The following is a 26955-nucleotide window of genomic DNA, read 5'->3' as shown; positions in this document are numbered from 1 at the left end:
TGGATCCAAGCACGCAGTAAACGTTAATATGAGTATAGATCAGGTGAGGTCACTGGTTATCTCATTCGACCAGTGGCCAAAACTGTGCTGGGACGCCGGACTTACTGATTAGCGACCAACCACCTGCCGTGGCAGGTGGTGATTTATTGGGATGATTGGGAAATAGTGTTGATTAATGGCGTTTACCGGAATGCTTACGTTTTAGTTCAGCGCGGCGAGCTTCTTTTTCAGCTTCTTTCAGCGCCAGCATTTCAGCAACTTCGACCTTCTCTTTTTCGGCCATGGCTGGCGTTTCCAGCGACAGTAAGCCAATTTTCCCGGCGCGGTATTCGTGCAATAACAATTCTGATGCTTTATGCAGATCCAGATAACCACCAGAGCGCAATGCGCCACGGCGGCGACCAATCTCTTCTAGCAGTTCAATATCGGTTTGCGGCAGTTCATCCAGCTTATAACGTTCTTTGATCTGTTCTGGATAGGCTGCCAGGAAATAACCAGCGGCAAACATGGCAACATCGTCATATTCAATCGCAGTATCTTTGATGGCACCAGTCACTGCCAAACGATAACCTGATGCCTCGTTATCCACTTTGGGCCACAGGATGCCTGGGGTATCAGACAGTACAATGCCGTTTTTCAGATTGATACGTTGCTGGCCTTTAGTCACCGCCGGTTCATTACCGGTTTTTGCCACGACCCGACCCGCCAGCGTATTGATGATGGTGGATTTGCCTACATTGGGAATGCCCATGATCATGGTGCGGATGTCGCGTACATTACCTTCGGCTTGTGGCACTAGTTTACGGCACAGATCTGGTAGCGCCTTTAAGGCCCCTGGCTGCAAGGTGGTTGAGATGGCTTGAGCTTTAACCCCTTGTTCTCGCTCTAAATATTCAATCCATTGGGCGGTCACTTGCGGATCGGCCAAATCGGCTTTATTCAGCAATTTTATACAAGGTCGGTCACCACGCAGCTTGGCCACCATAGGGTTTTCGCTGCTGTAGGGAATGCGGGCATCCAGCACCTCGATCACTAGATCGATTTGTGGCATTGCCTCTTCAATCTCTTTGCGGGCCTTGTGCATATGCCCCGGATACCATTGAACCGCCATCGCTTGTTCCTGCTGAATCTGAAAAGTCGCGTATTGTACCATCCCATTTAGCAAAAAGCGCCCGCAGGCGCTAAGCGTAGTCTCAGATAACGCCAAGCTCTCGGAGGCGTTCTAGCAGGTAGCTGTCTGCTGTATACCGTTCCGATAACACAACTTCTGGCCGAGGGTGCAGAAACAATGGCAGCGAAATCCGCGATTTGGCCATGTCAGCACCTTTAGGATTTATCACTCTATGAGTGGTAGACGGAAAATAACCGCCGGACGCTTCCTGTAACATATCGCCGATATTGATGATGATATTGCCAAAATCACTGGGCACATCCAGCCATTCGCCTTCCAGCGATTTAACCTGTAATCCCGGCTCATTTGCGGCGGGCAGTACGGTGAGCAGGTTGATGTCTTCATGGGCCGCAGCGCGGATAGCGCCCGGCGTTTCATTACCCGTCATTGGCGGGTAATGCAGCACTCGTAGCAGCGTTTTCTGGCTGTCTTTAATCATCTGCGACAGTGGTTCACTGTAGTTGGCGGCAACTGCTGTCGGAGAGTAACGTTCGACCCAATCTAATAACTGTGCGGCAAAGGCATTGGCTTGCTGGTAGTAATCCAGAATCTTGGTTTTTAGCTCTGGCGGGATCTGTCCCCAAGGATAAACATGGAAGTACTCTTTGATATCTTTAACACTATAACCCTTGGCGGTTTCCGAAACGCGTGACGGGAAAAATCCATCTTGGGTGCTAGGATTAAACAGATATTGCTCTTTGGCTTCCGAAAGGAAAAAAGCCTGCCATTCTTGATAAATTTCTTGTACCAGTTGTTGTGCAATAGGATGGTTGCTCAACACGCCAAAACCGGTGTGGTGCAGCGACTCAACAAAACGTTGTGGTGCATCTGCCGCACGAAAGTCTATGGTTTCTAATTTCATGTTTACCCTGCGTTTGTCAGATAAAATGGCTGCCGGTGTACCTGAAGAGACTGCGGTACTAAAGATTATTGTAGAAGTTTTAGTCCGGCGTTGGTTCGGTCGCAAGTCTACCTTGATGTTGTAACAGCGGCAACGTAAAGTGATCACGATCACAAGTGTAACGCCGTCACTTAGGCGGCAGCAGTGCGGTATTGAGAATAGCGCTGATCAATGCAGGAGTAATCCCATGAAAACCATGCCACCACTAGATGACTTGGAACGTTATGTCATTGAAGGGAAGGGCACCGAGCGACCCTTTAGCGGCAAGTACTATCGCCATACGGCGAACGGGCGTTATTTGTGTCGTAAGTGTGGGGCACCTTTGTATCTCTCTGAACACAAGTTTGAGGCACACTGTGGCTGGCCAGCTTTTGATGACGAAATTCCAGGGGCGGTCACCAGAAAAACGGACGCCGATGGCCAACGCACCGAAATCCTGTGCGCTCACTGTGGCGGTCATCTTGGTCATGTGTTTGCCGGTGAATATCTGACGCCGAAAAATCTGCGACACTGCGTCAATTCGGTATCGATGGTGTTTGAAGCGGCAGACGCTGCCGAGTCCGCAGAGTCCTCCACTGCATTGGCAACCTTTGGCGGTGGTTGCTTCTGGTGTACGGAAGCGGTATTCAAATCGTTGCACGGTGTTTTGCAAGTGACTCCTGGTTATGCCGGAGGCGAGCAGAGTACCGCCCATTATCGCCAAGTGTGTAGCGGAGATACCGGTCATGCTGAAGTGGTGCAACTGGTATTTGATCCCACACAGATCAGCTATGAGCAATTACTGGAAGTATTTTTTGCCGCCCATGATCCGACCACGCTGAATCGTCAAGGTAACGATGTGGGCACGCAGTACCGCTCGGTGATTTTTGCCCATGATGCGCAGCAGCTTGCGATTGCAGATGCCTATATTAAAGCGTTGGCGCAAAGCGGTGAATATCGCGCGGGTATTGTAACTGAACTCAGTGCCTATCAAGGTTTTTTTCCGGCAGAAGCCGAACACCTGGACTATTATGCCGGTCATCAGCAACAACCTTACTGCTCGTTGGTGATCGGCCCCAAACTGGTGAAAATTCGTCACTATTTTGCTGATTGGCAAAAAAAGGATGAGCAAAAATAGCCGGACCGTTGGTTTCTAAGCGGGGATGATTGTTCCCAGTTTTGCAAGATGGTTGGTTGTTGCAGGTATGTGGTCCAACGTGCGTTGGTATTTCTTCAGCTGGTTAAAAATAAGCGGTAATGGCTGACAGAGAAGCGGTAACGGAAACTATGCGGTACATCCAAAAGAAAAGCCATGCACTAAGGCATGGCTTTTACTCAGTTTCGAGAATTACTCAGGCTTTGCCATATCCGACGTCGCAGCATTGCCTGCATTGTGCTTAGGTGTTACTGGCATATCTTCGGCTTGATATTCGTGGCCGTGAGGTACCTCCACCTTAGCTCTGACTTCAACCTGCGGTTTGGACATGCTGGCTCCCACCATCGCGCTGAAGCGACTCACTGTCGCCACAGGCTCTGTTATCTGAGCCGGAGTTGCTAGCTGTGCCTCCTCTGCGGCTGCTGGCATCGCAACTTTTACGGATTTAGGCGCCGCAGCACTTGGTTTTGCCATTGGGGCTGATGCCGCACTGCTGGCGTGAACCACAGCGGCAGCCTCAGCAAGCTGAGTCTCTTCAACTGTGACAGTGTCTTCCGCCTCTGCCGAGCTGTCCGTTACCGTTGTTACCGTTGGTGTTTCCACGGTGACTGCCACTTCTTCAACTTTCGCCTCTGCAGTGACATCACTCTTGGGCTCGGCCTGTGGTGTCGTTGTTGGGGGCGTTGCTTCTTTTTGAACTTCTGGCGACTCAGTCTTAGCAACTACTGCGGGTGTTTCGACAACTTCAGCAGGGGCTGCAGATGCAGTATTTTCAGGTTCGGCAACGTTGCTCACAGTTGTTTCTGTGCCTGCGACTGGCGAGTCTTGCGCCGCAGAAACCTGCGGTTGTACATCATCAGCTACCGGGGCGGGCTCCGCTTCAACCTTGCGGGTAGCACCCTCATCGGCAGCTGTGACTTCCGCTATCGTTGACGCCGTTTGCTCGCTACCCAGTTCCAACGCAATCTGTTGTTGTACAGGTGCAGTTGCGGCGGCAGACTCTTCGGCTTCAGTGTTTACTGTAGTTTCGGTATTTGCGGTGTCTTTCTGCTCATCACGACGGCGGCGCTGTCCGGCAGCTCGCAAGTGACGCGGACTGCGACGATTGCGGCGCTGACCTTCACGCTTGCTATTATTGTCTTGAGCGTCAGTATCACTAGCACCTTCGGTTTCGGTAACAGTCATGTCAGCGTCAGCTTCCGGCGTAGCGACTTGCACTTCAGCAACTTCTGCTACTTCGGATTCTACGATTACTGAATCCGTGGTTTCTATAACAGGCTCTGCTGTTTCAGTACGGTTTGCTGTCTTATCTACTTCAACACTATCTACAAGTTCATTAGTGACAGCTTTTGCTTCGGGCTTGCGGCTGCGACGTGCGGGTTTTTCTTCAACCGCAGCGCTTGCTTGAGCGGTGTTTGCTACCACTTCAGCATCTGGCTGTGCAATTGCAACGTCTTCCGTTGGTTGTTTCTCAATACGCACTTTGCGGCGCAGATCCCGGCGCTGACGCCGCTCACGAACAACTTCTTGGATCGGCTCTTCGACGATGTCTGCTTTAGCCGATTTGTTGCGAGTATTATCTTCTTTGTCCTTGGTTTCTTTGGCTTTACCTGCATCAACTTTGTCGGTGTTGCGGCTGTTTTTTGCCGGACGTTTGCGTGCTGGTTTGTCGGTTGTTTTATTATCTTCCACCACTGCCGAGGTAACCGCGCTGACTTCTTCCGTCTCTTTGTCTTTAATCTGTGCAGGTCGGCGACGGCGATTGTTACGGTCATTGCGATCATTGCCACGAGATTGACGACGTTTATTGTCACCATCAGGTCGTTTTTCGCTGGTCGTTTTTTCACTTGTTTGACGGGGTTCTGCTTCAGAGGATGCAAACATGGCCGCCAGTGTTTTGAATAAACGGCTCAGTAAACCAGGTTTGACTTGTTCCACTGTCGTTTTGCTAGCTTTAACCGGTGCTGCTTTAGGCGCTGGGGTTGTTACCACCGGGGCGGCAGGTGTCGCAAAACCACTAAGGACGGGTTGTGGGGTTGCGGCTCGTTCCAGCTTGCGTGGTTCATATAACTGAGACTGCGGCGTTTCAACGCGTTTATAGCTGGCCTCATCAATTTCATCATCGTCACGATGACGTACCACCCGGTAATCTGGTGTGGTCATGTTAGGATCTGGGATGATATAGACTTCAACATCGTGACGTTCTTCTGTGATACGAATAGCTTTACGCTTTTCGTTCAGTAAGAAGGCGGCTACATCGACCGGCACAATGGCTTCAATCTGAGTGGTGTTGTCCTTAATCGCTTCTTCTTCAATCAGGCGCAGAATGGACAATGCCAATGACTCGGTGCCGCGGATAGTGCCCTGTCCATGACAACGAGGACAGATATGGGCCGCAGATTCTTCCAATGATGGACGCAGACGCTGGCGGGACATTTCCATCAGGCCAAAACGACTGATGCGCCCCAACTGAATGCGTGCACGATCATGCTGTACGGCGTCACGTAGGCGATTTTCTACTTCGCGCTGATGGCGTACCGGTGTCATATCGATAAAGTCGATAACGATCAGGCCACCTAGGTCACGCAACCGTAATTGCCGGGCAATTTCATCGGCCGCTTCTAGGTTGGTGTTCAGTGCCGTTTCTTCAATATCTCCCCCTTTGGTAGCGCGGGCAGAGTTGATATCAATAGAGGTTAAGGCTTCAGTTGGGTCGATAACGATAGACCCGCCGGAGGGCAGTCGCACTTCACGTTGGAATGCGGATTCAATCTGTGACTCAATCTGGTAGTGAGTGAACAGTGGCACTTCTGCTTTGTAGAGTTTGACTCGTTCAACAAAGTCGGGACGTACCAGTGCGACATGCTCTTTCGCACGTTCAAACACTTTAGGATGATCAATCAGAATTTCACCGACTTCGCGCCGCAGATAATCACGGATAGCGCGTACAATGACGTTACTTTCCTGGTGAATAAGAAACGGTGCTGGGCGACTGGCAGCGGCATCTTGAATGGCGGCCCAGTGCTGCAACAGGATTTTTAAATCCCACTGCAACTCTGCCGCGGCTTTGCCAACACCCGCCGTACGAATAATAAGGCCCATGCCATTGGGGACTTCCAGTTCTGACATGGCTTCTTTCAGTTCGGTGCGCTCATCACCTTCTATGCGACGAGAGATACCGCCAGCACGAGGATTGTTGGGCATCAATACCAGATAAGAACCGGCCAAGCTGATAAAGGTCGTAAGCGCGGCACCTTTGTTGCCACGTTCTTCTTTATCAATTTGAACAATCACTTCTTGGCCTTCACTGACCACTTCTTTAATGCTAGGGCGGCCCTGGAATGAATAACCTTTGGGGAAATATTCGCGGGCAATCTCTTTCAATGGCAGAAAGCCATGACGCTCAGCACCGTAATCGACAAATGCGGCTTCGAGAGAGGGTTCTACGCGGGTAATTTTGCCTTTGTAAATATTGGCTTTTTTCTGTTCGTGACCGGGGCTTTCAATATCCAGATCGTACAACTGCTGCCCATCTACGAGGGCAACACGCAACTCTTCAGATTGAGTTGCATTAATTAGCATCCTTTTCATGATGACGTCATTCTTCTCAATGGGTCATCAAACATCTCAGTGTCGCTGCATTACGGGCCTCGGGTATTATTACTAGTGCCTCACGGCAGCGTCCCAGGCGAAGGTGCGCATTAGCTGTTAGACGCAGTCACTGCGTGTCGCATCCTATTTATGGCTTATTTTTCAATGATTACAAAAACAAGGAATTCGTTGTAAAACATCAACCAACCCCATAAATTCTTTACATTCTGTCCAGTAATGCCAATTTCGCACGTAGTCGTTTGATAACTGGTTAATAATAAAATTCTTTTAAATGGCCTGGTTTTTGTGTGAAGAGAACCCAAAATACTTGTTCTTTGTTGGTTTGACTGTAAAAGCGCCATTTATCTTATAAGCTTTTAACAACAGCCTGCAAATCAATGAGATGCTACCAAAATTTGTAAGGTTAACTTCTATCTGACCAGAAAGTGAACAGTGGAATTACTAACTTCTAGGCTAGGCTAAGCCAATGTTCGCTGCTGAAATATAGCCGAAATGAAAAATTAGAGCAATCAAATAGCGGTACATCATGTACAATGAGGCGCTTTCTTTTTTTCGCGCATGAGTTATGAATAACCAAGAATCTACCGCCAGACAGGTACAATTGCTGACTATTGACGAAGACAATGTCGGTCAGCGCATTGATAATTTTCTGCTATCAAAATTAAAAGGTGTACCCAAAAGTATGATTTACCGCATTGTTCGCAAAGGCGAAGTGCGGGTCAATAAAAAACGTATCAAGCCGGAATTCAAATTAGCGATTGGCGATGAAGTGCGCATTCCGCCAGTTAGAGTCAGCGAGGATAACCCGCGCCAGGCGCCCTCTGCGAATTTGCATCGGGTATCGCAATTAGAACCCAGAATACTGTATGAAGATAAGCATATTCTGGTGCTGAATAAACCTGCTGGGATTGCCGTGCATGGCGGTAGTGGAGTCGACTACGGTGTGATTGAAGCCTTGCGCGCTTTACGTCCGCAACAGAAGTTTCTGGAGTTGGTACACCGGATAGATAAAGAAACCTCAGGTGTGTTATTGGTGGCTAAAAAGCGCAGCGCCTTAAGGCATTTGCACGACCAGTTACGCAATAAGCAGATGCAAAAGGACTATCTGGCATTAGTTCGTGGTGAGTGGCAAAGCCATGACCGAGTGATAAAAGCACCTTTATTGAAAATTACGCTACCCTCCGGCGAACGTATCGTACGGGTGAATAGTGAAGGCAAACCGTCGGAAACCCATTTTCGTATCATGCAGCGTTACGAGGGAGCAACGCTCATTAAAGCCAGTCCTGTCACCGGCCGTACCCATCAGATCCGCGTTCATTGTCAGTATGTTGGGCACCCGATTGCTTGTGATGAAAAATACAGCGAGCAGAAATTTGATGACAGTATGCGAGCTCTGGGGCTGAGTCGCCTGTTTCTACATGCGGCACAACTGCGTTTCATTCATCCGGAAACCGACGTGGTAACCGAAGTCCAGGCGCCTCTGGACGATGAATTGCAACAGCTGCTGAATAAACTCACGCGGGTGTAGCCAGTGGTGCGTTTTAGCGATTTTTGAGCGGTATTGATGAAACATTACGATCTGATCATTTTTGACTGGGACGGCACCTTGATGGATTCCATCGGCCGTATTCTTACCTGCCTGCGCAACGTGGCTCGTGATATGGGGTTTATCGAGCCGCCAGAAGCCGCGCAGCGGGACATTATCGGCATGTCACTGGCGCAAGCGATGCAGACGCTATTTCCTGGGAGACCTTCCCAGGAATATCCGTTAATGCAGCAGAGTTACCGAGATAATTACCAGCGCCAAGCGCATGTTGCCACGCCGCTTTATCACGGTATCACGGAACTATTAACGCAGTTACAACAGCAGCAATACCAATTGGCGGTTGCCACCGGTAAATCACGTCCAGGACTGGATCGTTCTTTGCGACAGACAGGATTGGATCAGTTTTTTCACCTCAGCCGCTGTGCCGATGAAGCCCACAGCAAGCCGCATCCGGATATGTTGCAGCAACTGCTGGCCCATACCGGAGTGCCAGCATCACGGGCGTTGATGGTGGGCGATTCTATATTGGATCTGCAGATGGCAAATGCCGCAGGTGTGGCTGCGGTTGGTGTTAGTTACGGCGCCCATAGTTGCGAAAAATTGCAGTTACAAAATCCCAAAGCCATTATCAGTGAGCCATTAGCACTGTTATCGGTGTTAACCGCCTGAGCGGCTAGCCGAGTACATCTATACCTTTATTGGCTAGCAACCGAGTGAGGGCAATCAAGGGCAAGCCAATTAAACTATTGGGATCGTCTCCCTGTAAGCGTTCAAACAAGGCTATCCCTAGGCCTTCACACATAAAACTGCCCGCGCAAGATAGGGGTTGTTCGCGCTTAACATAGTTGGCAATTTGCTGTGTCGTCAATTGGCGAAAGTGTACGGTAAAGGGATCGAGTATCACTTCGGCATCGCCTGTTCGATCATCATATAGCGCCAGCCCGGTATAAAAGGTGATAGCTTTGCCTGATGCCAGTGCCAATTGCTCGCAGGCTTTCGCCTCTGTATGTGGTTTGCCGATAATTTTCCCGTCAATGACGGCGACCTGATCAGAACCTATGCAGAGCGCCCCTGGGTGCAGTTTGCCACCGGCAGTTGCTTTAGCCAGCGCGAGACGTTGCACCAGCATTGGCGCAGATTCCTCTGCTAATGGCGTTTCATCGACTAATGGTGCACAGCTAATGAACTCCAGTCCCAGTTTTTGTAACAGTGTTTTACGAAAACTAGAGGTAGACGCTAACACCAATGGTCTTGCGGGAGATATTACGCTAGTGGTTGACACATTTTCTCCAGTCGTTAGTTATATTGTGTTGGTACTTAATACGTCGGCGGTATTGTCGGTATTTCTGTGCGAGCTTAGCAAGTAAAGATTTAGCGGTTTCTTACCTTGTTTGCTTCTATTTTATGCGTGTGCTGCTTGTACAGCTGCGGCTGCTTGAGTAAAATTTGCCTCCGTCAATTTCGAGTAAGCGGAAGCCAAGCCCCGTTAGCGTGTATTTTATTCGCGTTAACACTATATTTTCTTTGACTCCGTAGGCTCCAAACTATAAGATGCGCGCCTGCTTATGCAAACAGTAAAAATACCGGTTTCAATTGATCCTATTCGCGCTGCCAGCAGTCGTCTGAGTTATCAGGGGATTGTTTCTGGGAAAGTGTTAAAAAGATTAAACGAATTATGTGCCGGCGACTGTTCCGATGTGGCAGTGTCGCTTGAGTGTGGTGTAGATTTACAGGGGATAGTCTACCTGAAAGGGAAGGCTGTGACGGAGCTCACTCTGTTATGTCAACGTTGCATGACGCTGTTTACCACGGAGGTTACGGTCGAATTTTGCTTTAGTCCGTGTCGGACACAGGCAGAAGTCGATGAGCTCCCGGAAACGTACGATCCTATTGAGTGTGATGAAATTGGCGAAGTTCGTCTTCATTCACTGATTGAAGATGAGTTAATCCTGGCTGTGCCATTGGTACCGTCCCATGATGTGGCAACATGTCATGCGGGTTCCAACGATATGGCCGTTGGCGAGATTGCAGACGCTCAACAAGAACGTCCGAATCCATTTGCAGTGTTAGAAAAACTGAAGAGCAAGTAATCCAGGAGACAGATCAATGGCTGTTCAACAGAATAAAAAATCCCGTTCAAAACGTGGTATGCGTCGTTCACATGACGCTCTGAGCACTGCTCAGCTGGCAGTAGATGCAACCACTGGCGAAGTTCATCTTCGTCATAATGTCACTGCTGACGGTTTTTACCGTGGCAAAAAGGTAATCAACAAATAATTTGTTGATTGTCCTATGACAGATCTGACGCTTGCGTTGGATGCGATGGGTGGCGATCATGGCCCCCGTATCACGGTGCCTGCAGCTGTGCAGGCACTTAGAATATATCCACATCTCAAGTTGATTCTGGTTGGCGATGAAAACCAGATAACCCCCTTGTTGTCTCAAGTCGAGACAAGCATCACATCAAGAATTGATATCCGCCATGCACCAGAAGAAGTGGAAATGGGGGATAAGCCAGCGTTTGCTTTGCGTTGTCGTAAGCAGAGTTCGATGCGCTATGCGCTTGACTTAGTCAAAGAGCATCAAGCGGATGCCTGTGTCAGCGCTGGTAATACTGGGGCATTGATGGCCATGGCAAAAGTGGTGCTAAAAACCTTGCCTGGAATCGATCGTCCCGCGTTAGTTAGTTGTTTACCGACCATTAATCATCAGCCCGTTTATCTGCTTGATCTGGGTGCCAATGTTTCCTGTGATGCCGAAACCTTGTTTCAGTTTGCGGTAATGGGGTCTGTATTGTGTGAGGCTGTGACCAAAAAGCAGCATCCCTCTGTTGCCTTGCTCAATGTGGGCAGTGAAGAAATAAAAGGTAATGGCCAGGTACAACAGACAGCGCAATTGCTGACGCATACACCACAAATCAATTACCAAGGTTTTATTGAAGGCAATGAAATCTACTGTGGCAATGTTGATGTCATTGTTTGTGATGGTTTCGTGGGAAATATCACCCTAAAAACGTCAGAAGGTATTGCCCGTTTGCTATTGCATCAACTGAGGCAGGGGTTGACTCAAGGGTTTTTCGTTCGACTGCTGGCCAAAATGTTGGCACCAAGTATCCAATCGGTGCTACGCCAAATGAACCCCGACCACTATAATGGTGCAAGTCTGATAGGATTACGCGGAATAGTGGTTAAGAGCCATGGCAATGCGGATGAAACAGCCTTTCTTCAAGCGATTTGCCTGGCAGTAACCGAAGCTACGCGTCGACTCCCTGAGATGATTGAACAACGTCTCGAGTCGATACTTTTAGACATCAATAGCTGATTTCTCCTATGCATACAAAAATTCTTGGGACTGGCAGTTATCTGCCGGCGCAGGTGCGTAGCAATCAAGATCTGGAAAAAATGGTGGAAACCAGTGACCAGTGGATTGTTGAACGCACAGGTATTTCAGAGCGCCGTATAGCTGCCGGTGACGAAACCGTGGCGACCATGGGCTATAACGCTGCGGTCATGGCCATTGACATGGCTGGTATTGACGCCAGTGAAATCGATTTGATTATTTGTGGCACTACCAGTGCCTCTAATGCTTTTCCTGCTGCCGCCTGTGAAATTCAGGCCATGCTGGGTATAGCGCCGGTGCCGGCTTTTGACGTTGCCGCTGCTTGCTCTGGTTTTATCTACGCTTTATCGATTGCTGATCAATTCATCAAAGCCGGTACTGCACGCAAGGTGTTGGTCATTGGCTCAGACGTGCTATCACGCTTATGTCAACCGGAAGATCGTAGTACGATTATCCTGTTTGGTGATGGCGCTGGAGCAGTGGTGGTTGGTGCCAGCGAGCAACCGGGGGTGATTGCTACGCATTTGTTTGCTGATGGTAGTCAGGGCGATTTGCTTAAATGCTCATTTCCTCCTCGTGCCGGTGAATCGTCGGAAGCTGTTGGCTTTATGACCATGAAAGGCAACGATGTATTTAAAGTGGCTGTGACTCAGTTATCGCATGTCGTGACCGAGACCTTACGTCTTAACAACGTCGATAAATCAGAAATTGACTGGTTAGTGCCGCATCAGGCTAACCTGCGCATCATTACCGCTACTGCCCGTAAGTTAGATATGGCGATGGATAAAGTAGTGATAACCCTTAACAAACACGGCAATACTTCTGCAGCTTCGGTGCCTATAGCCTTGGATGAGGCGGTGCGGGATGGCCGTATTCAACCTGGTCAGTTGTTGCTGTTGGAAGCCTTCGGTGCCGGTTTCGCATGGGGCAGTGCGCTGATCCGTTTTTAGTTGCAGGTATCAATACCGCAATAGGGCAATCTGCTTACATTGGCGGTTGCCATCTATAATCAACCTGTTTTCAATTCAAAAGGTCAATAAATATGAACAGCGTTGCCTTTGTTTTCCCCGGTCAAGGTTCTCAAACCGTGGGAATGCTGGCCGATTTGCCAGAGCAATACCCAGTAGTGGCAGACACCTTTGCCGAAGCCAGCGAAGTGCTGGGTTATGATTTATGGCAGCTGGTACAGCAAGGTCCAGCTGAAACACTGAACGAGACTGATAAAACTCAGCCAGCACTGCTGACCGCTTCCGTGGCGTTGTATCGTGTCTATCTGGCGAGTGGTAAAGCGCTGCCACAAGTGATGGCGGGCCACAGTCTTGGTGAATATTCTGCACTGGTTTGTGCTGGTGTCATCCCGTTTAAGGATGCGGTAAAACTGGTAGAGTTACGCGGCCAATTAATGCAACAGGCGGTGCCTGCCGGAACTGGTGCCATGTATGCCATCATTGGTTTAGCTAATGATTCCATCGCCAGTATTTGTGCTGATTGTGCACAAGGTGCCGTGGTCAGTCCGGTCAACTTTAATAGCCCTGGTCAAGTGGTGATTGCAGGTGAAAAGGCAGCTGTTGAACGTGCCGCTGCAGCTTGTAAAGAAGCAGGGGCTAAAATGGCAGTTGCTTTGCCCGTGAGTGTGCCGTCTCATTGTGCACTAATGAAACCTGCGGCCGAGAAACTCGCTGACGCACTAGCCAACGTGACCTTTTCGCTACCCACCGTTAAGGTCATCAATAACGTTGATGTGGCTTGTCCACACGATGCCAGTGCCATCAAAGATGCCTTGGTTCGCCAATTGTATAATCCGGTACGCTGGACTGAAACGGTTGAGAAAATGGCGGCTGACGGTATTTCTGAACTGGTGGAAATGGGACCGGGAAAAGTGTTGACGGGTCTTACCAAGCGTATCAATAAGTCATTGGCAGCGCAGGCGGTTAATACTGCAGCGTCAATTGCCGCCCTGACGGAATAAGGAGTCGTTCATGAGTATTGCCATTGATTTATCTGGAAAAGTCGCATTGGTTACCGGTGCTAGTCGCGGTATCGGCAAGGCGATAGCCACAACATTGGCGCAAGCTGGTGCCACTGTCATCGGCACTGCCACCAGTGAGGGTGGCGCGGCAGCTATTAGTGCTTATCTTGGCGATAGTGGCTTTGGATTAGTGCTGAATGTCACAGATCCGCAATCTATTGAAGATTTATTTGCATCGATCAAAGAAAAAGTGGGTGATATTGATATTCTGGTGAACAACGCCGGTATCACTCGCGACAACTTGTTGATGCGGATGAAAGATGAAGAGTGGCAGTCTATTATTGATACCAACCTGACATCACTTTTCCGGTTATCTAAGCCTGTTTTGCGGGCAATGATGAAAAAACGCCATGGGCGCATTATCAGTATTGGTTCTGTGGTTGGGACAATGGGTAACGCTGGTCAGGTAAATTACGCTGCAGCGAAAGCCGGTTTGATCGGGTTTACCAAATCTCTTGCGAAAGAGGTTGCGTCCCGTCAAATTACCGTTAATGCTATTGCTCCTGGTTTTATCCAGACTGACATGACGGATGAACTGACAGAAGAACAGCAAAAAGCCATCATGTCCCAAGTTCCGATGGAGCGTTTGGGGCAGGCCCAAGAAATTGCCAATGCCGTATTATTCTTGGCCTCTGATGCTGCTGCTTACATTACTGGGGAAACCTTGCATGTAAATGGCGGGATGTATATGGTTTAATGGCGATTGCAAGGAACTGTCGCAAATTGGGTGGTGATCTGCAGTAATTGGGGCCTTAAATCGTGGTTAGACCACGAAAACGGGGCTTGCAATGTTGGTCAAATCTAATAAACTACTCGCAATCTTACGCAAGTGCGTAATTTGAATAGGAAAGAAAACTAATGAGCAACATCGAAGAACGTGTAAAGAAAATCATTGTAGAGCAACTGGGCGTTAAAGAAGAAGACGTTAAGCCAGCAGCTTCTTTTGTTGACGATCTCGGTGCAGATTCTCTGGACACCGTCGAATTGGTTATGGCTCTGGAAGAAGAGTTTGATACCGAAATTCCTGATGAGGAAGCTGAGAAAATCACCACTGTTCAGGCAGCGATTGATTACGTTTCCAAGAATCAGTAATACTGAATTCCTGAAAACAGGCGGCTAATATGCCGCCTGTTTTTGTTTATAGCTTTATCCCGTGAACTTGTCCTATGACAAAACAGGGCTTTTTCTGTAAAACCCGGTTCTAAGGGGTAAAATTACACCTCTTTCTCCAATTCGTTCACTAAAGAAAGGTGACTACCGTGACAAAACGTCGAGTCGTCATTACCGGCCTAGGGCTGGTTACACCTGTGGGTAATACTGTAGAAAGCAGTTGGCAGGCATTGCTGGCCGGAAAAAGCGGCATCGCCCCCATCACCAAGTTCGATGCAAGCGCATTTGCAACCCGCATCAGTGGTTCCGTCAAAGATTTTGATGTCGAACAGTATGTCTCCAAAAAAGACGCCCGTAAGATGGATCTGTTCATACAGTATGGCATGGCTGCCGGTATCCAGGCGGTTGAAGATGCTGGTTTGGATATGGAAAAAGAAGATCCAACCCGTGTCGGTACGGCGATTGGTGCTGGTATGGGCGGGATGTGGCTCATTGAACAGAACCACACTGCCTTGATGGAAGGTGGTCCGCGAAAGATCTCACCATTTTTTGTGCCCAGTACCATCATCAACATGATTGCGGGTCATCTGTCCATTCGATACGGTATGACCGGACCTAATTTTGCCATCACTACGGCCTGTACTACGGGAGTGCACAATATTGGTTTTGCGGCACGTACCATTGCTTACGGTGATGCTGATGTGATGGTGGCTGGCGGGGCTGAAGATGTGACGAGTCCTCTGGGAGTCGGTGGTTTTTCGGCAGCTAAAGCACTCTCTACTCGGAATGATGATCCTACAGCGGCTAGTCGTCCTTGGGATAAAGACCGCGATGGCTTTGTCATTGGCGATGGTGCTGGCATTATGGTGCTGGAAGAGTATGAACATGCTAAGGCTCGAGGCGCAAAAATATACGCGGAAATCAATGGTTTTGGTATGAGTGGTGATGCGTTCCACATGACTTCTCCTCCAGCTGATGGTGCAGGGGCGGCGCTGGCAATGGTCAATGCCATTAAAGATGCGGGTGTTGCTCTAGATGTGATCGGCTATATCAATGCTCACGGTACTTCGACGCCTGCGGGTGATAAGGCCGAGGCTGCGGCGGTTAAGTCGGTATTTGGCGCGTCGGCCTACAATGTTATGGTCAGTTCTACCAAGTCAATGACGGGCCATTTGCTCGGTGCTGCGGGTGCAGTAGAAGCGATTTTCACTGCGTTAGCGCTCAAAGATCAAGTTGTGCCACCCACCATCAATCTGGATAACCCAGATGAAGGTTGTGATTTAGACTTTGTACCGCACACAGCGCGCCAAACGAAATTGGAATATGCGTTGTGTAACTCTTTTGGTTTCGGTGGTACCAACGGCTCGTTGCTACTGAAACGAATATGATAAGTTTTGAAAGGAAGCGCCTGAGTGGCGCTTTTTTTATCACATTCTTATTAATTTGATGTTTGCTAATGCAATAAACCAGCTTGTTGGCGCTAACAATTTTCTAAAATGTATTTTTCGAATACACTCAGTTGCAGATGTTAATCGGAAGCTGTGATAACCGTGAGAGGATCATAATGGCGGGTTTAGATAGAGAGATTACCCTGCGATTTCTGGCAGAGCCAACAGATGTGAATTTTGGTGGAAAGGTGCACGGTGGGGCCGTGATGAAGTGGATTGACCTTGCCGCTTATGCCTGTGCCGCCGGGTGGAGCGGTAAATACTGTATTACGGCTTATGCGGGCGGTATTCGTTTTGTGCGGCCAATTCTGGTGGGCAACATGGTCGAAGTCTGCGCTAAGGTCATTTATACCGGTCGCACCTCGATGCATATTGGTTTGGAAGTCAAAGCCTGTGATCCCAAATTCTGCCAGCGTGAGACCACCACGCATTGTATCGTTATCATGGTTGCCGTCGATGAGGATGGACAGCCGACGCCTGTTCCTGAATGGGTGCCAGTAACACAGCGGGATATTGAATTACGCGATTCTGCGATGAAACTGATGGAGATGCGTAAAAAGATTGGTGCGGAGATGGAAGCGCATATCCACCCCTGAATCTGTGGACCTGTGCCTTTAACTACTTAGATGACCATGGCACAATGCCAGTCAGTCACTAAAAAACTCATTTCGGACAATAAGCCTGTTATTGTCCATTTATTGCTTATCATTCATTTAGTTAAGGAAGTCTAATGGCCAAGGTTGCATTTTTAGGTATGGGCGTTATGGGATATCCCATGGCGGGTCATCTGCTCAAGCATGGACATGAGGTCACTGTTTACAACAGAACAATGACTAAGGCTCAGGCTTGGGTGAGTGAATATGGCGGACGTTGTTGTGCAACACCAAAAGCAGCGGCAGAAGGGCAAGATATTGTCTTTGCCTGTGTGGGTAATGACGATGATTTACGGCAGGTCGTTGCCGGTGAAGATGGGGCGATTCACGGCATGGCTGCTGGTGCGGTGTTTGTTGATCATACCACTGCATCAGCCGATGTTGCTCGGGAGTTGGCAGCATTGTTGGCGGCAAAAGGTATCGCGTTTCTGGATGCACCGGTTTCTGGTGGGCAGGCTGGTGCAGAGAAAGGTGTGCTAACGGTGATGGTTGGTGGTGATGCTAACGTTTTTGCCGCAGTGAAACCTGTGATGACCGCATACGCTCGCAGTGCAGAGTTGCTCGGCGATACTGGTTCGGGGCAGTTAGCTAAAATGGTAAACCAAATCTGTATCGCTGGAGTCGTGCAAGGTTTGGCTGAGGCGTTGAGCTTTGCCAAGAATGCGGGGCTGGATGGTGAGAAAGTGGTTGAGGTGATCAGTAAAGGCGCTGCTCAAAGTTGGCAAATGGAGAACCGCTACAAAACCATGCTCAAAGGTGAGTATGACTTTGGTTTTGCGGTTGATTGGATGCGTAAAGATCTTGGCATTGCCCTTAATGAGGCTCGTCGCAACGGTTCGACGCTGCCACTGACGGCTCTAGTTGATCAGTTTTACGCAGAAGTACAGGCCATGGGCGGTAGCCGCTGGGATACTTCTAGCTTGATGGCTCGTTTGCAGAAATGCCAAGATAAATAAATGGTTACTGTAACCTAATTGGGATGACACTGGGCTACGTTACTGTAGCCCATTTGTATTTACAGCGGTGATACCACCACGTGCTCTAGTTCAACATTGGCTACCGCATGTAATGCATCCATACTCATATCCACCAAGGACAGCTTGCCTGCCGATGATTCCAGCAACATCGCCCGCTTGATATCGGCAAAATCGCGATTGTGGCGGATCAAATTAGCAAGAGCCATCTGCATTGGCATCATGGAAGGGTTAAATGCGGCATTTTCGGCATAACGACCGCAAAAAGTCACCCCATCGGTCATTTCTAGGACAACCGCACTGTGACTGAGACTGTAGGGCGCATAACTCAAGCTGGCATGATCCAAAGCTTCAATCACCATCGGATCACTACTCTCGAAAGCCAATTCTATTTGTTGTTTGGTCAGTAGGGGGAAGTTGATCCCTAAGTCTTTAGGCCCAAAACCGTAAGGTAAGTAATGCGCCAATGGCGCAGTTTGTTGTTCCGGTAAATGAATGCGAATGCTGGCACCGGCGACCAACTCGTTCATGAACTGGCGACAGTGGCCGCAAGGGCTGGCATTGACCCAAATATCGGTGATTTGGGTTTCACCACTTAACCACGCGTGGCTGATGGCATTCTGCTCGGCATGAACTGAGTGGCATAAAGCTTCCCCTGCCAACTCCAGATTAGCGCCCATGTATACTGCGCCACTCTGGCCTTTAGCAATTGCTCCCACATAAAAGTCACTGATAGGCGCGACTGACATGGCTGCTGCAATGGGAAGCAAAGCATTAAGCAACTGGGATTCATTCAGACCGCTGGCGTGTTGTAGATGGGCTAGCTGCTGCGCATCAAAATGACCAGCAAACGCTTCTCCCAGCATAGGTACCAGCACGCTGCTCAAAGATTGCGGCAAACGGTTTATGCCGCGGATAAATCTGTTTTGCATCCGTCTTTCCTATAGGTGAGCGGATATCGAATCATGCAGCTAAAGTGCCTGCAGGTAAAGTACCAAGGCCTTTAGTAACTGCTGTTTGCTTTCATTTGCAGCAGTTTCTTCCATTAGATTTTCTAGCCTGAGCACATAGTCAGGATCGCTCAGTCGCTGTTTACAAAATTCCCGCCAACGCAAACTCTCCTGATAGTTCAACAGTGCAGGGTAGTTACGTGCCCGATATCGGAATAGCATTTCCGGTAATCTTGCATCGTCGAATTGTAGGTCAAGTGCCGATAAATTCTGCGGTGCGGTATTGCGAATTATCTCCATCTTATTGCGGTCTGCATCGGAGAAAAATCCGCCGCTATATAACATGCGATCAGGGTCGGTGATGGACGCCTCATGTTCAATTTCATATAGCGCCACCAGTTTTTGGCGTAATTCTGATGATTGCCGCAGCTTGCGGAACTGTTCACGGGCAAAGGCTTTATCGATACCCAATGTTGCTGCACGGTCATCGTTGAGGGTTTTGGTGGGCGCAATAAAAGGGCACTTATTTAGGTGGACTAGCTTAACCGGAATGGGCAATTCATCTTCGCTCAGATCTTCTCTGGCAGTGTACATGCGCCGATGAATATCGTTAACCTCAAGCTCCAGCAGTGGACTGATATCCATATTGAGGTTAACGCAGATCACCGCATTTCGGTTGACCGGATGGTAAGTTACCGGCGCTATTAGCGTAGTACAGCCCTGAGTGGCGGGGATTTTGGAGCTGACATGTACGAGTGGCGTCATATTCAGCACATCTAGCTGATCTGCTACCGCAGTTTTTTTTCGTAGACCGAAATAGTAATCAAACAGTCGGGGCTGATGTTCGCGGATTAATCTCGCTAGGGCGATGGTGGCGTACACATCTGACATGGCATCATGGGCTTTTTCGTGTCCCAGACCATTAGCTAGTGTCAGATGCTCCAGTTTGAAACTGGGACTACCATCTTCTCGCTCTGGCCAGTTGATACCCTCAGGCCGCAATGCGTAGCAGGCACGAACTAAGTCAATGATATCCCAACGAGAGTTACCGTTACGCCATTCACGGGCATAGGGATCGATAAAGTTGCGATAAAAGCCATAGCGGGTAACTTCGTCATCAAACCGTAAGGAGTTGTAGCCAGCAACACAAGTATTCGCAACGCTAAAAATATTATTGATGCGTGCCATAAACTCGGTTTCTAACAACCCTTTACTGTTAACAAGTTGCGGCGTTATACCGGTAATAAGAATAGCTTCTGGTGCGGGTAAATAATCTTCGGCCAGACGACAATAAAATGTATCTGGCTCTCCCACAATATTGAGTTCCAGATCGGTACGGATGCCGGCAAATTGTGCAGGTCTGTCACGAGAAGGATTGGCCCCGAATGTTTCATAATCGTGCCAGTAAATAAAGTGCGATTCATTGTTTTTCATTATGATTCATTTCTCATTATTTTTTGTTTTAAAACCATGAAATAACTGATTATTTTTTACTATTACTAACCAAAACAATTCAATATCATTTAGTTTGCTACACATCGTTCTGTGTACATATCTGTGTACATCTTTCTATCTTGGCGCTATGCTTTGGTAAAATATGTACACAGGTTCTTTAAAATGTCCTTATCTGACACACAGTTACGCGCAATTTTTGGGAAACCATATTCAGGAAAACCAGAATTGGCCGATCGCGATGGCTTGAGTGTCAGGGTTACCCCAGCCGGAACAATCATTTGGCAATATCGGTTTAGATATGATGGACGCCCGGCGCGTTTAACGCTTGGCCGCTATCCAGATCTGAAACTGGCAGATGCTAGAAAGTTGGTGCCAGAGTTAAGGAATGCATTAGCCAATGGTATAGACCCGCGTGTTCACTGGCAACAGCGTAACTTCCAAACTGGTGCAACAGTGCGTGAATGTTGCGAGCAGTTCATGAAGGTCAGGGCCGCAGGACTTAAGCCAGGCACACAGGCAACTTACCTTTCTGCATTTAACGCCCACTTGTATGAAGCCTTTGAGAATAGAAGGGTAGAAAGCATCCGGCTTGGCGAGTGGATAGACTTCTTTGACAAAAAGGCCGTAATCAGCCCAGTTACAGCAGGCGCGATACTCAAGCAGTTAAAAACGGTACTCAACTGGTGTGTGCGCCGGCAAATGATCACCTCTGTCGATGTATTGCAACTGCGAGTTACCGACATTGGTGAAACGTCAGCCGTTGGCAACAGGGTTCTCACACTGATTGAGTGCGGTAAAATCTGGCGAGAGCTGGATAAGTCACGCGCGACTCCAACTATTACCAATGCTATTAAATGCTGTCAGCTTACTGGGGCCAGGATATCAGAATTACTCAAATCGAAGCGTACTGACTTTGATTTAGAGTCGATGATCTGGACTGTACCTATCGAGAACAGCAAAACCAACTTACCTATTCGGCGGCCAATCAGTGATGCTTTACTTTCGATACTAAAAGTGCAGTGGCGTTTGTATAGTTCTGAATGGACATTCCCAGCGCCTAACGACTTTACAAAGCATTTGGGTATTCAGTCAGTGAACAAGCTGGTGAGAGAGATTAAACCGCGGGTAGGTATCCCTGATTGGCGTATTCACGATTTTCGCCGCACAGTTTCGACCAGGCTATCTGAAGCTGGAGTATTGCCGCACGTTACCGAAAAAATGCTGGGGCACGTTCTCGGCGGCGTGATGGCAGTGTATAACAAACATGATTGGCTGGAAGAGCAGAGCAAGGCTTATCAGCTATGGTCAGAGAAAGTCTTATTGGCTGTAGATGGGGACAGCAAAATTGCTTTTTTGCATAGAGCCTAAGCGGCTCTTTGCTTCTGGTCCCATTCATCTAATTGCCTGCGGTCGTAATGGCGTCCGTTGTGGATCGGTTTTGGGAATCCCAATGTTTGGCGCCAGTTCCATAGCGTGGCAGCAGAGTTGATCCCATAACGGGCCAGTACTTGCTTGGTGTTCAAAAACATCGGTTCGTTTAAAGGTAATTGGTCTTGATTGACACCTGCCATAACTCACTCCAAGATTGAATTAAATTTTTGGTGAAACCTTTCGCGATCGGCTTTTGCTTCTTGAAGAAAAGGTTGAAACGCTTGCATAACAACGCTGAACAAAGTCCCTTCGTTATCAAATTCACCATGTTTATCTGATAATCCATATAAGCGCCATTTCCTGAATCCGATGCATTCAAGCTCTATTTTGGTGTCATTTTCGCTCATGAAATTCAGCATTGCCTGAACATCAAAACCACAATATAAACCCATCATCAGCTCCTATAACTCAATCCAAATTCGGTAATAGCGGCGGTAGTGAACCGCTGCTGATTGCGTGGTCAATGCCTGGTAACAACTGCTGTCCAATCGTGCGGCCGCCGGTGAGTACGATATCAGCCATAAATTCTTCATCGAATGTGCGGATTCCTACTTCAATCGCCTCCAATTTTGCTTTTATGATAAGAGACAGTGAACGGTACCGCTGGCGGCATGCTTGCTCCCATTCTTTGATTGCGGCTGATTCTACCCGGGCACGGCCAGTTTCTGTTTGCCGGAATTGCGGATCGTCTTTATTCGGCAGCGGAACGGCTATCCTGATTTGACGGTTTGCCATAGTGAAACAGACGGCAGCAGCATCATGCTGCCAGCCGTACATGAAACCGCTGGCGCCATATCGCATGAGTGTTCGTTCAATCTCGCTGATGCTGCCCATCTGCGAAACTTTGGTGTTTTCTCCGTAGGCCATTAGTCACCTCTTGAAATTAGAAAGGCGGTTGATTATTGAAAGTGCATTCTTTCCCGTCTTTATCGAATCCGGTGCCGCTGCAGTTCCAACAAATAGGCGAGACACATTTTCTTCCAGGAATGACAACCCACTCGTAATTCCAAGGTTTATTATTCTTAATCAATCCACGCCGCTGCATTTCATCTAGCGTATAGCATGCTTGGTTGTATCCAATGCGCAGGATTCTTTGAATATGTGTTGGACCAATGGCACCAACTCTTTCAGATATTTTTATCTTCGACAAAATAGCTTCTATGTTTCTGTCGATGCATTGCTCTGGTGTTAGTGACATCACTCACCATCCTTAAGAAACTGTTCTGGCGCTGCCGATAACATCGCATTCCATTGATGATCTGGTGACCACCCTCTACCATTCTCATATTCTTCATTAGCAATATGGAACGCTTCACGCATTTCTTCTGTTGGTTAAATCGGCACCAGCTTCCATCCATCAGGAACATTTCCAGCTATCAGTTGCTCGATTGTTTTCTGCATATCGGCTAACTTAACCGCAGCATCACGTACGCACTGGGCCTGAACTGTGCCTTCCATCGCTTGAAGCTCGTCAGCGATGACGTTAAGTGCCGTAACCATGGTTTTTGTGTCTGTCATAGGTTATTTCTCCGTTCTCTGGCCTTAATTCTTGTTTTGGCAATCAGTTGCACTGTTGTTTTATCTTGCGGAGCTGCTCGCCCAAGGCCGAATTTATTCGTTACGGCATTTTCTCCTTGGGTTACCAACATCAGATTCTCAATACTGCAATTTGTACGGTCGTTATCTATAAACCAAATCACATGACCATCTGGAAGCTTGCCGTTATGCTGCTCCCAGACAACAATGTGTTTAAGTCGCCATGTGCGTGGCTCTGCCACCTTTACCATCACATATCCATCCTTGGTGTCGATTCGCTCTGAACCAATAGGTTTATGATTAGCTGGGATATGTCCTTTCTTGAATCTGGTTTTCGCAGCGTTCCCGCCGGCACAGAAGTTGGTCCCTTTATTCCATGTCTCATGACCAGATTCAAAGCGGCCAGTTCTTCCTGATTTGATACTATGATTACGGGTGAAGGCACGTATTTGCTTTTCTGTTTTCGATGCGCAAAATTGAAAGTTAAATTCGGCGGTTAATGCACTAATCGACATCACACGATATTGTTTTTCAATCCACGCTTTTTGCTCATTAGTGAAACTTCTGAGCTTTCCTTTATTTATTTCGCCATGAGTGCGACCGCACTTGATAGAGTGATTTTTTAATGCTGACTTGATTTGTGCTTCAGATTTTCTGGTGCCAAAAGTGAAATTAAATAAACTGGTTGTATGTTCTAGGTCGTATTCAGTCCATGTCGCTCTTAGAAAACTCAGCATCGCTTGGGTATACTTAAACCTTGGCATCTTTGTTCTCCAGCATTTTAGGGAGTTGGCCTTCTCTCAGAGTGCTACCAATTGCCATTTGAGCATCGAGTGCTAAGCGGCCGTTAGATACTATCTGAGACGCTACCGAAGTAACGGCCTTGGTACGTTCGATTTCCTGCTTAAGCGCATCACCAGTTAGATTTTCGTCACCTAAACGTTCAATCTGAGCAAAAAGGTGATTATTCAGGTCCATCAATGTGTTTTTCATACTAACTCCTAAGCCGCTTTTAGCGACTGCAAACTGATATCACCAAAGCGCTGCATGATGTGGCGCTGGCAGGATGATTTAAGCGCGTTGAGATAGGGCACTGTTGCTGTTCGCATGCAGCGGTTGTCAGCGTCATATCCCTCTGGTATCCCAGAGCGGAAGTAGAATTCCCATGCGCAGCGCACGGCCTCACGCGCAGTATGGGAGTCGATGTAAAAAGACCGCCGGTAGCGGTCGATTACAATGCGTTGCTGTCTGGCTAGTTCGTGCAGCCTGTAGAGCAGTTGCTGGTCACCAATCTGTGCATGCAGTTTATGGCGCTCATTGAGCAGCAAATACATGGCTTTGTGCATCCAGAAATAGTCATCGATATTGACTAATCCGACACGCTCACCCACGTACTCACAAAGCACCGCTTCGGTTGCTAGCATCAATTGGTTGTGCCAAATGATCCGCAGCAGTTCTTCATCAGAAATTTTCATCATTACTCCTTAGGCGGCATCGCTATAGATGCTCTTGATGCGTGACGGCATCAGCTCGGCATATTCATTATTGAGTTCGCATAGGATGGCGTTGCGGCCATTTGCAAGCGCAACACCGGCGGTGGTGCCGCTTCCGCCAAATGGGTCAAGCACGGTTCCACCCACTGGACTGCCAGCCAGAATACACGGCTCGATTAGTGCCGGTGGGAAAGTAGCAAAGTGCGCCTCTTTATAGCCGCGTGTTGCCACATTCCAGACGCTGCGCTTATTACGAGTTGATAAATCCCATGCAGATTCTTCACGCTCATTGCGATGCGTCCCATAGTTCTGCCCAGGGATTTGTTGTTCTCGCTTGCTGCCTTCACGCTTGAACGAGTCTCGGCGAGAGCGGGTTCTATCCGCACGATTATCACGATGATCATTTTTGCTTGTTGTATTCCAGCCAACTCCGGTACCAATTGTTCTATTACTGGCAGCAGGCTCTTTGATGGCTTCATGATCGAAGTAATAGCGCTTTGATTTCGACAGCAAGAACATGTACTCATGCGCTTTTGTGCAGCGGTCACGAACACTTTCAGGCATTGCATTTGGCTTGTTCCAGATAATGTCCTGCCGTAGATACCAGCCATCTTCTCGGAGGGCGAAAGCGAGCATCCACGGAATACCAAGCAGGTCTTTTTCTTTGGTTCCTGCCGGCGGCTGTTGTTTTCTATCTGGAAGATGGTCAAGAGTCTTTAAGGTGTTACCTACCTTACCTGTGCTGCTGATGTTCTTGTCAGTACCTCCTCTACGGGCATAACTATCCCCAATATTCACCCAAAGTGTCCCATCATCACGTAGAACGCGACGAACCTCGCGGAATACTGCAACCAGCTTTTGAATGAACTCTTCCGGCGTTGGCTCCAGCCCAATCTGACCATCTACGCCGTAATCACGCAGGCCATAATATGGCGGGCTAGTAACGCAGCAATGGACAGACTGAGCCGGTAACTGCCGCATTTGCTCGATACAGTCACCAATCAGCACACGGCAGCCATCAACTGGATAATAGCCAAGTGGTAATTGATCTTGTCTTTCATAAATTTTCATATATGTACCTTAATAAATCGCAAGCATCGACACCAACAGCCACCAATCCGCAATAACCAAGTATCAAAATTGCTGATAGCAAGATTGCTGTTAGCGACCACTCGATTTTTCCGTCATCGTCTTGTTGCATGGCGTGTCCCTGTGCGTGATAAAGTTTGTCAAAAGCAATCATCGAGTCGGGTCCATGAGAAAGACCAAACCAATACAGGCGGAACTAATTGAGTTTCTGTGCGATGAATGCAAGCGCGGTTATATGCGGGTAGTGCAGGGTGGCCGGGTTATTCACAGCAACCCAAAGCAGTGGCAGCACCAATGCTCTAGTTGCGGTGAAGATGCGTATCTAACGTTTGCGTACCCGGTGATTAACTACAAAGGTGAAGATTTCATGCTGGCAAAGCATGTGCGGTTTCAAACAGAGATAATGCCTATGCAGATGAAAGATGATTAGGCCGCTTCCTTATTCATTAACCGCATCATCGTTTCACCATCCGCTTTCAACTGTTCGCGGCTGATATAGCAGTAGCTATTTTTAATCATTTAACATGACTCCAATTTATCCCTGCTCTTGCAAGTTCAATGGCTGACTTTGAAACACCCAATTCTCTTGCAATGCGGGTTGCTGGTTTTTTGCTTTCCCTGATGGCGATAACATCTTCTTCAGTAAGCTTTGATTTCCAGTGACGTTCACCTATCTGCATAGTTCCGTGAGCATACTTATCGTGGATATTTTCTTTTTGCGTGGAGTATTCAATATTTTCAGGTTTGTTATTCAACTTGTTACCATCAAGGTGGCGCACCACCATACCTTCAGGTCTATCACCTATAAATGCCAAGGCAACAGCGCTTGATATCCTTATGTAGGTTCTATTCCCTTGGTTACATAGAATGGCTTTTCTGTAACCATCCTTATCCAAACCGCCAATTAGATAGCGCTTTTTACCTCTCTTGAAGCTGATTAGGTTTCCATCACTATCAACAGCGTATGCTCCCTCAAAGCTAGGTATCCAACGTTCTGAATCATCTAATTCAGCAATTTTAGTGGCATACTCGCTCATGAATACTCCATGAAAGTTATCTGTTAAATGATTTATGCGTCCTGAG

Annotated in this window: 34 protein-coding genes; 16 read left to right on the top strand and 18 right to left on the bottom strand. The window is 48.2% G+C overall.

Annotated features, from left to right (window positions below):
* Window positions 1–172: 172 nt before the first annotated feature.
* Window positions 173–1111, bottom strand: coding sequence for a ribosome biogenesis GTPase YlqF (gene ylqF / locus IE064_RS00940; RefSeq protein WP_189615615.1), 939 nt, complete (start codon window positions 1109–1111; stop codon window positions 173–175).
* 82 nt (window positions 1112–1193) lie between these two features.
* Window positions 1194–2033 (bottom strand): isopenicillin N synthase family dioxygenase, encoded by an 840-nt coding sequence (locus IE064_RS00935; RefSeq protein ID WP_189615613.1) that lies wholly within the window; start codon window positions 2031–2033, stop codon window positions 1194–1196.
* Between IE064_RS00935 and IE064_RS18210 the strand changes: the two genes are divergently transcribed.
* Both IE064_RS18210 and IE064_RS00930 read left to right on the top strand, forming a co-directional pair.
* Window positions 2032–2157: a hypothetical protein gene (locus IE064_RS18210; protein WP_268244717.1), complete on the top strand. Its 126-nt coding sequence runs from the start codon at window positions 2032–2034 to the stop codon at window positions 2155–2157. The two genes, IE064_RS00935 and IE064_RS18210, sit on opposite strands and share 2 nt — an antisense overlap.
* A 111-nt stretch (window positions 2158–2268) precedes the next feature.
* On the top strand, window positions 2269–3189 hold the full coding sequence (locus IE064_RS00930) for a bifunctional methionine sulfoxide reductase B/A protein (protein WP_189615982.1): 921 nt from the start codon (window positions 2269–2271) through the stop codon (window positions 3187–3189).
* Window positions 3190–3399: 210 nt separating this feature from the next.
* Here the strand turns inward: IE064_RS00930 and rne are convergent, their stop codons facing one another.
* Complete coding sequence (rne, locus tag IE064_RS00925) at window positions 3400–6798, bottom strand: ribonuclease E (RefSeq protein ID WP_189615610.1); 3399 nt, start codon at window positions 6796–6798, stop codon at window positions 3400–3402.
* 586 nt (window positions 6799–7384) lie between these two features.
* Here rne and rluC point away from each other — a divergent pair.
* Window positions 7385–8347 carry a 23S rRNA pseudouridine(955/2504/2580) synthase RluC gene (gene rluC, locus IE064_RS00920; RefSeq protein ID WP_189615608.1) on the top strand — a complete coding sequence of 321 codons (963 nt, stop codon included), beginning with the start codon at window positions 7385–7387 and terminating at the stop codon, window positions 8345–8347.
* A gap of 36 nt (window positions 8348–8383) precedes the next feature.
* Entirely contained in the window at window positions 8384–9034 is a 651-nt protein-coding gene (locus tag IE064_RS00915; RefSeq protein WP_189615606.1) for an HAD-IA family hydrolase, read from the top strand.
* A gap of 4 nt (window positions 9035–9038) precedes the next feature.
* On the opposite strand, the gene IE064_RS00910 is transcribed toward IE064_RS00915, so the two are convergent.
* Entirely contained in the window at window positions 9039–9647 is a 609-nt protein-coding gene (locus tag IE064_RS00910; RefSeq protein ID WP_308427294.1) for a Maf family protein, read from the bottom strand.
* A gap of 283 nt (window positions 9648–9930) precedes the next feature.
* Here IE064_RS00910 and yceD point away from each other — a divergent pair, with 283 nt between their 5' ends.
* From yceD to IE064_RS00860, 10 genes are all read left to right on the top strand, one after another.
* A complete protein-coding gene (gene yceD, locus IE064_RS00905) occupies window positions 9931–10455 on the top strand; it encodes a 23S rRNA accumulation protein YceD (protein WP_189615604.1) in 525 nt (174 codons plus the stop codon).
* Between the two features lie 16 nt (window positions 10456–10471).
* Window positions 10472–10642 (top strand): 50S ribosomal protein L32, encoded by a 171-nt coding sequence (gene rpmF / locus IE064_RS00900; protein WP_189615602.1) that lies wholly within the window; start codon window positions 10472–10474, stop codon window positions 10640–10642.
* Window positions 10643–10657: 15 nt separating this feature from the next.
* Entirely contained in the window at window positions 10658–11686 is a 1029-nt protein-coding gene (gene plsX, locus IE064_RS00895) for a phosphate acyltransferase PlsX (RefSeq protein WP_189615600.1), read from the top strand.
* Between the two features lie 8 nt (window positions 11687–11694).
* Window positions 11695–12654, top strand: a complete 960-nt coding sequence (locus IE064_RS00890; protein ID WP_189615598.1) for a beta-ketoacyl-ACP synthase III — start codon at window positions 11695–11697, stop codon at window positions 12652–12654.
* A gap of 92 nt (window positions 12655–12746) precedes the next feature.
* Window positions 12747–13673 carry an ACP S-malonyltransferase gene (gene fabD, locus IE064_RS00885; protein WP_189615596.1) on the top strand — a complete coding sequence of 309 codons (927 nt, stop codon included), beginning with the start codon at window positions 12747–12749 and terminating at the stop codon, window positions 13671–13673.
* 10 nt (window positions 13674–13683) lie between these two features.
* Window positions 13684–14430 (top strand): 3-oxoacyl-ACP reductase FabG, encoded by a 747-nt coding sequence (gene fabG, locus IE064_RS00880; protein ID WP_189615594.1) that lies wholly within the window; start codon window positions 13684–13686, stop codon window positions 14428–14430.
* Window positions 14431–14591: 161 nt separating this feature from the next.
* On the top strand, window positions 14592–14825 hold the full coding sequence (gene acpP / locus IE064_RS00875; RefSeq protein ID WP_006081231.1) for an acyl carrier protein: 234 nt from the start codon (window positions 14592–14594) through the stop codon (window positions 14823–14825).
* A 167-nt stretch (window positions 14826–14992) separates the two neighbouring features.
* Window positions 14993–16231 carry a beta-ketoacyl-ACP synthase II gene (fabF, locus tag IE064_RS00870; protein ID WP_133037540.1) on the top strand — a complete coding sequence of 413 codons (1239 nt, stop codon included), beginning with the start codon at window positions 14993–14995 and terminating at the stop codon, window positions 16229–16231.
* 176 nt (window positions 16232–16407) lie between these two features.
* Window positions 16408–16887, top strand: coding sequence for an acyl-CoA thioesterase (locus IE064_RS00865; protein ID WP_133037539.1), 480 nt, complete (start codon window positions 16408–16410; stop codon window positions 16885–16887).
* Between the two features lie 134 nt (window positions 16888–17021).
* Window positions 17022–17900: an NAD(P)-dependent oxidoreductase gene (locus IE064_RS00860; protein WP_133037538.1), complete on the top strand. Its 879-nt coding sequence runs from the start codon at window positions 17022–17024 to the stop codon at window positions 17898–17900.
* A 59-nt stretch (window positions 17901–17959) separates the two neighbouring features.
* Here IE064_RS00860 and cdd read toward each other — a convergent pair whose 3' ends face one another.
* Together cdd and sbcB are read right to left on the bottom strand one after the other, a co-directional pair.
* The gene (gene cdd, locus IE064_RS00855) at window positions 17960–18850 is read right to left on the bottom strand and encodes a cytidine deaminase (protein WP_189615592.1); all 891 of its coding nucleotides are present in this window, start codon (window positions 18848–18850) and stop codon (window positions 17960–17962) included.
* Window positions 18851–18889: 39 nt separating this feature from the next.
* The gene (gene sbcB / locus IE064_RS00850; RefSeq protein WP_189615590.1) at window positions 18890–20302 is read right to left on the bottom strand and encodes an exodeoxyribonuclease I; all 1413 of its coding nucleotides are present in this window, start codon (window positions 20300–20302) and stop codon (window positions 18890–18892) included.
* 153 nt (window positions 20303–20455) lie between these two features.
* On the opposite strand from sbcB, the gene IE064_RS00845 reads away from it, so the two are divergent.
* Window positions 20456–21691 (top strand): tyrosine-type recombinase/integrase, encoded by a 1236-nt coding sequence (locus IE064_RS00845; RefSeq protein WP_229799819.1) that lies wholly within the window; start codon window positions 20456–20458, stop codon window positions 21689–21691.
* On the opposite strand, the gene IE064_RS00840 is transcribed toward IE064_RS00845, so the two are convergent.
* Genes IE064_RS00840 through IE064_RS00795 form a run of 11 tightly spaced genes read right to left on the bottom strand, consistent with a single transcriptional unit; the run spans window position 21688 to window position 26026 of the window.
* Window positions 21688–21894 carry a helix-turn-helix transcriptional regulator gene (locus tag IE064_RS00840; protein ID WP_189615588.1) on the bottom strand — a complete coding sequence of 69 codons (207 nt, stop codon included), beginning with the start codon at window positions 21892–21894 and terminating at the stop codon, window positions 21688–21690. The two genes, IE064_RS00845 and IE064_RS00840, sit on opposite strands and share 4 nt — an antisense overlap.
* A gap of 3 nt (window positions 21895–21897) precedes the next feature.
* Complete coding sequence (locus tag IE064_RS00835) at window positions 21898–22149, bottom strand: hypothetical protein (RefSeq protein WP_189615586.1); 252 nt, start codon at window positions 22147–22149, stop codon at window positions 21898–21900.
* A gap of 13 nt (window positions 22150–22162) precedes the next feature.
* Window positions 22163–22621 (bottom strand): hypothetical protein, encoded by a 459-nt coding sequence (locus tag IE064_RS00830; protein ID WP_189615584.1) that lies wholly within the window; start codon window positions 22619–22621, stop codon window positions 22163–22165.
* Window positions 22622–22637: 16 nt separating this feature from the next.
* Complete coding sequence (locus tag IE064_RS00825) at window positions 22638–22952, bottom strand: hypothetical protein (protein WP_189615582.1); 315 nt, start codon at window positions 22950–22952, stop codon at window positions 22638–22640.
* Window positions 22952–23074 (bottom strand): hypothetical protein, encoded by a 123-nt coding sequence (locus IE064_RS18205; RefSeq protein ID WP_268244716.1) that lies wholly within the window; start codon window positions 23072–23074, stop codon window positions 22952–22954. Before IE064_RS18205 ends, IE064_RS00825 begins: the two co-directional genes overlap by 1 nt.
* A gap of 12 nt (window positions 23075–23086) precedes the next feature.
* Window positions 23087–23272, bottom strand: coding sequence for a hypothetical protein (locus IE064_RS00820; RefSeq protein ID WP_189615580.1), 186 nt, complete (start codon window positions 23270–23272; stop codon window positions 23087–23089).
* Window positions 23269–24054, bottom strand: coding sequence for an HNH endonuclease signature motif containing protein (locus IE064_RS00815; protein WP_189615578.1), 786 nt, complete (start codon window positions 24052–24054; stop codon window positions 23269–23271). The genes IE064_RS00820 and IE064_RS00815 overlap by 4 nt, the downstream gene beginning before the upstream one ends.
* The gene (locus tag IE064_RS00810) at window positions 24041–24283 is read right to left on the bottom strand and encodes a hypothetical protein (RefSeq protein WP_189615576.1); all 243 of its coding nucleotides are present in this window, start codon (window positions 24281–24283) and stop codon (window positions 24041–24043) included. The genes IE064_RS00815 and IE064_RS00810 overlap by 14 nt, the downstream gene beginning before the upstream one ends.
* A gap of 8 nt (window positions 24284–24291) precedes the next feature.
* The gene (locus IE064_RS00805; RefSeq protein WP_189615574.1) at window positions 24292–24768 is read right to left on the bottom strand and encodes a hypothetical protein; all 477 of its coding nucleotides are present in this window, start codon (window positions 24766–24768) and stop codon (window positions 24292–24294) included.
* Window positions 24769–24774: 6 nt separating this feature from the next.
* Window positions 24775–25854, bottom strand: coding sequence for a DNA-methyltransferase (locus tag IE064_RS00800; protein ID WP_189615572.1), 1080 nt, complete (start codon window positions 25852–25854; stop codon window positions 24775–24777).
* Complete coding sequence (locus IE064_RS00795) at window positions 25841–26026, bottom strand: hypothetical protein (RefSeq protein WP_189615570.1); 186 nt, start codon at window positions 26024–26026, stop codon at window positions 25841–25843. Before IE064_RS00795 ends, IE064_RS00800 begins: the two co-directional genes overlap by 14 nt.
* A gap of 12 nt (window positions 26027–26038) precedes the next feature.
* Between IE064_RS00795 and IE064_RS00790 the strand changes: the two genes are divergently transcribed.
* Window positions 26039–26302, top strand: coding sequence for a hypothetical protein (locus IE064_RS00790; protein WP_189615568.1), 264 nt, complete (start codon window positions 26039–26041; stop codon window positions 26300–26302).
* A gap of 85 nt (window positions 26303–26387) precedes the next feature.
* Here the strand turns inward: IE064_RS00790 and IE064_RS00785 are convergent, their stop codons facing one another.
* A complete protein-coding gene (locus tag IE064_RS00785; RefSeq protein ID WP_189615566.1) occupies window positions 26388–26909 on the bottom strand; it encodes an HNH endonuclease in 522 nt (173 codons plus the stop codon).
* Window positions 26910–26955 lie beyond the last annotated feature (46 nt).

It is taken from the genome of Shewanella fodinae (assembly GCF_014651955.1).
Lineage (GTDB): Bacteria > Pseudomonadota > Gammaproteobacteria > Enterobacterales > Shewanellaceae > Shewanella > Shewanella fodinae.
The sequence above is the reverse complement of the archived record's forward strand: the minus strand, read 5'-3'. Positions and strand labels throughout refer to the sequence as shown.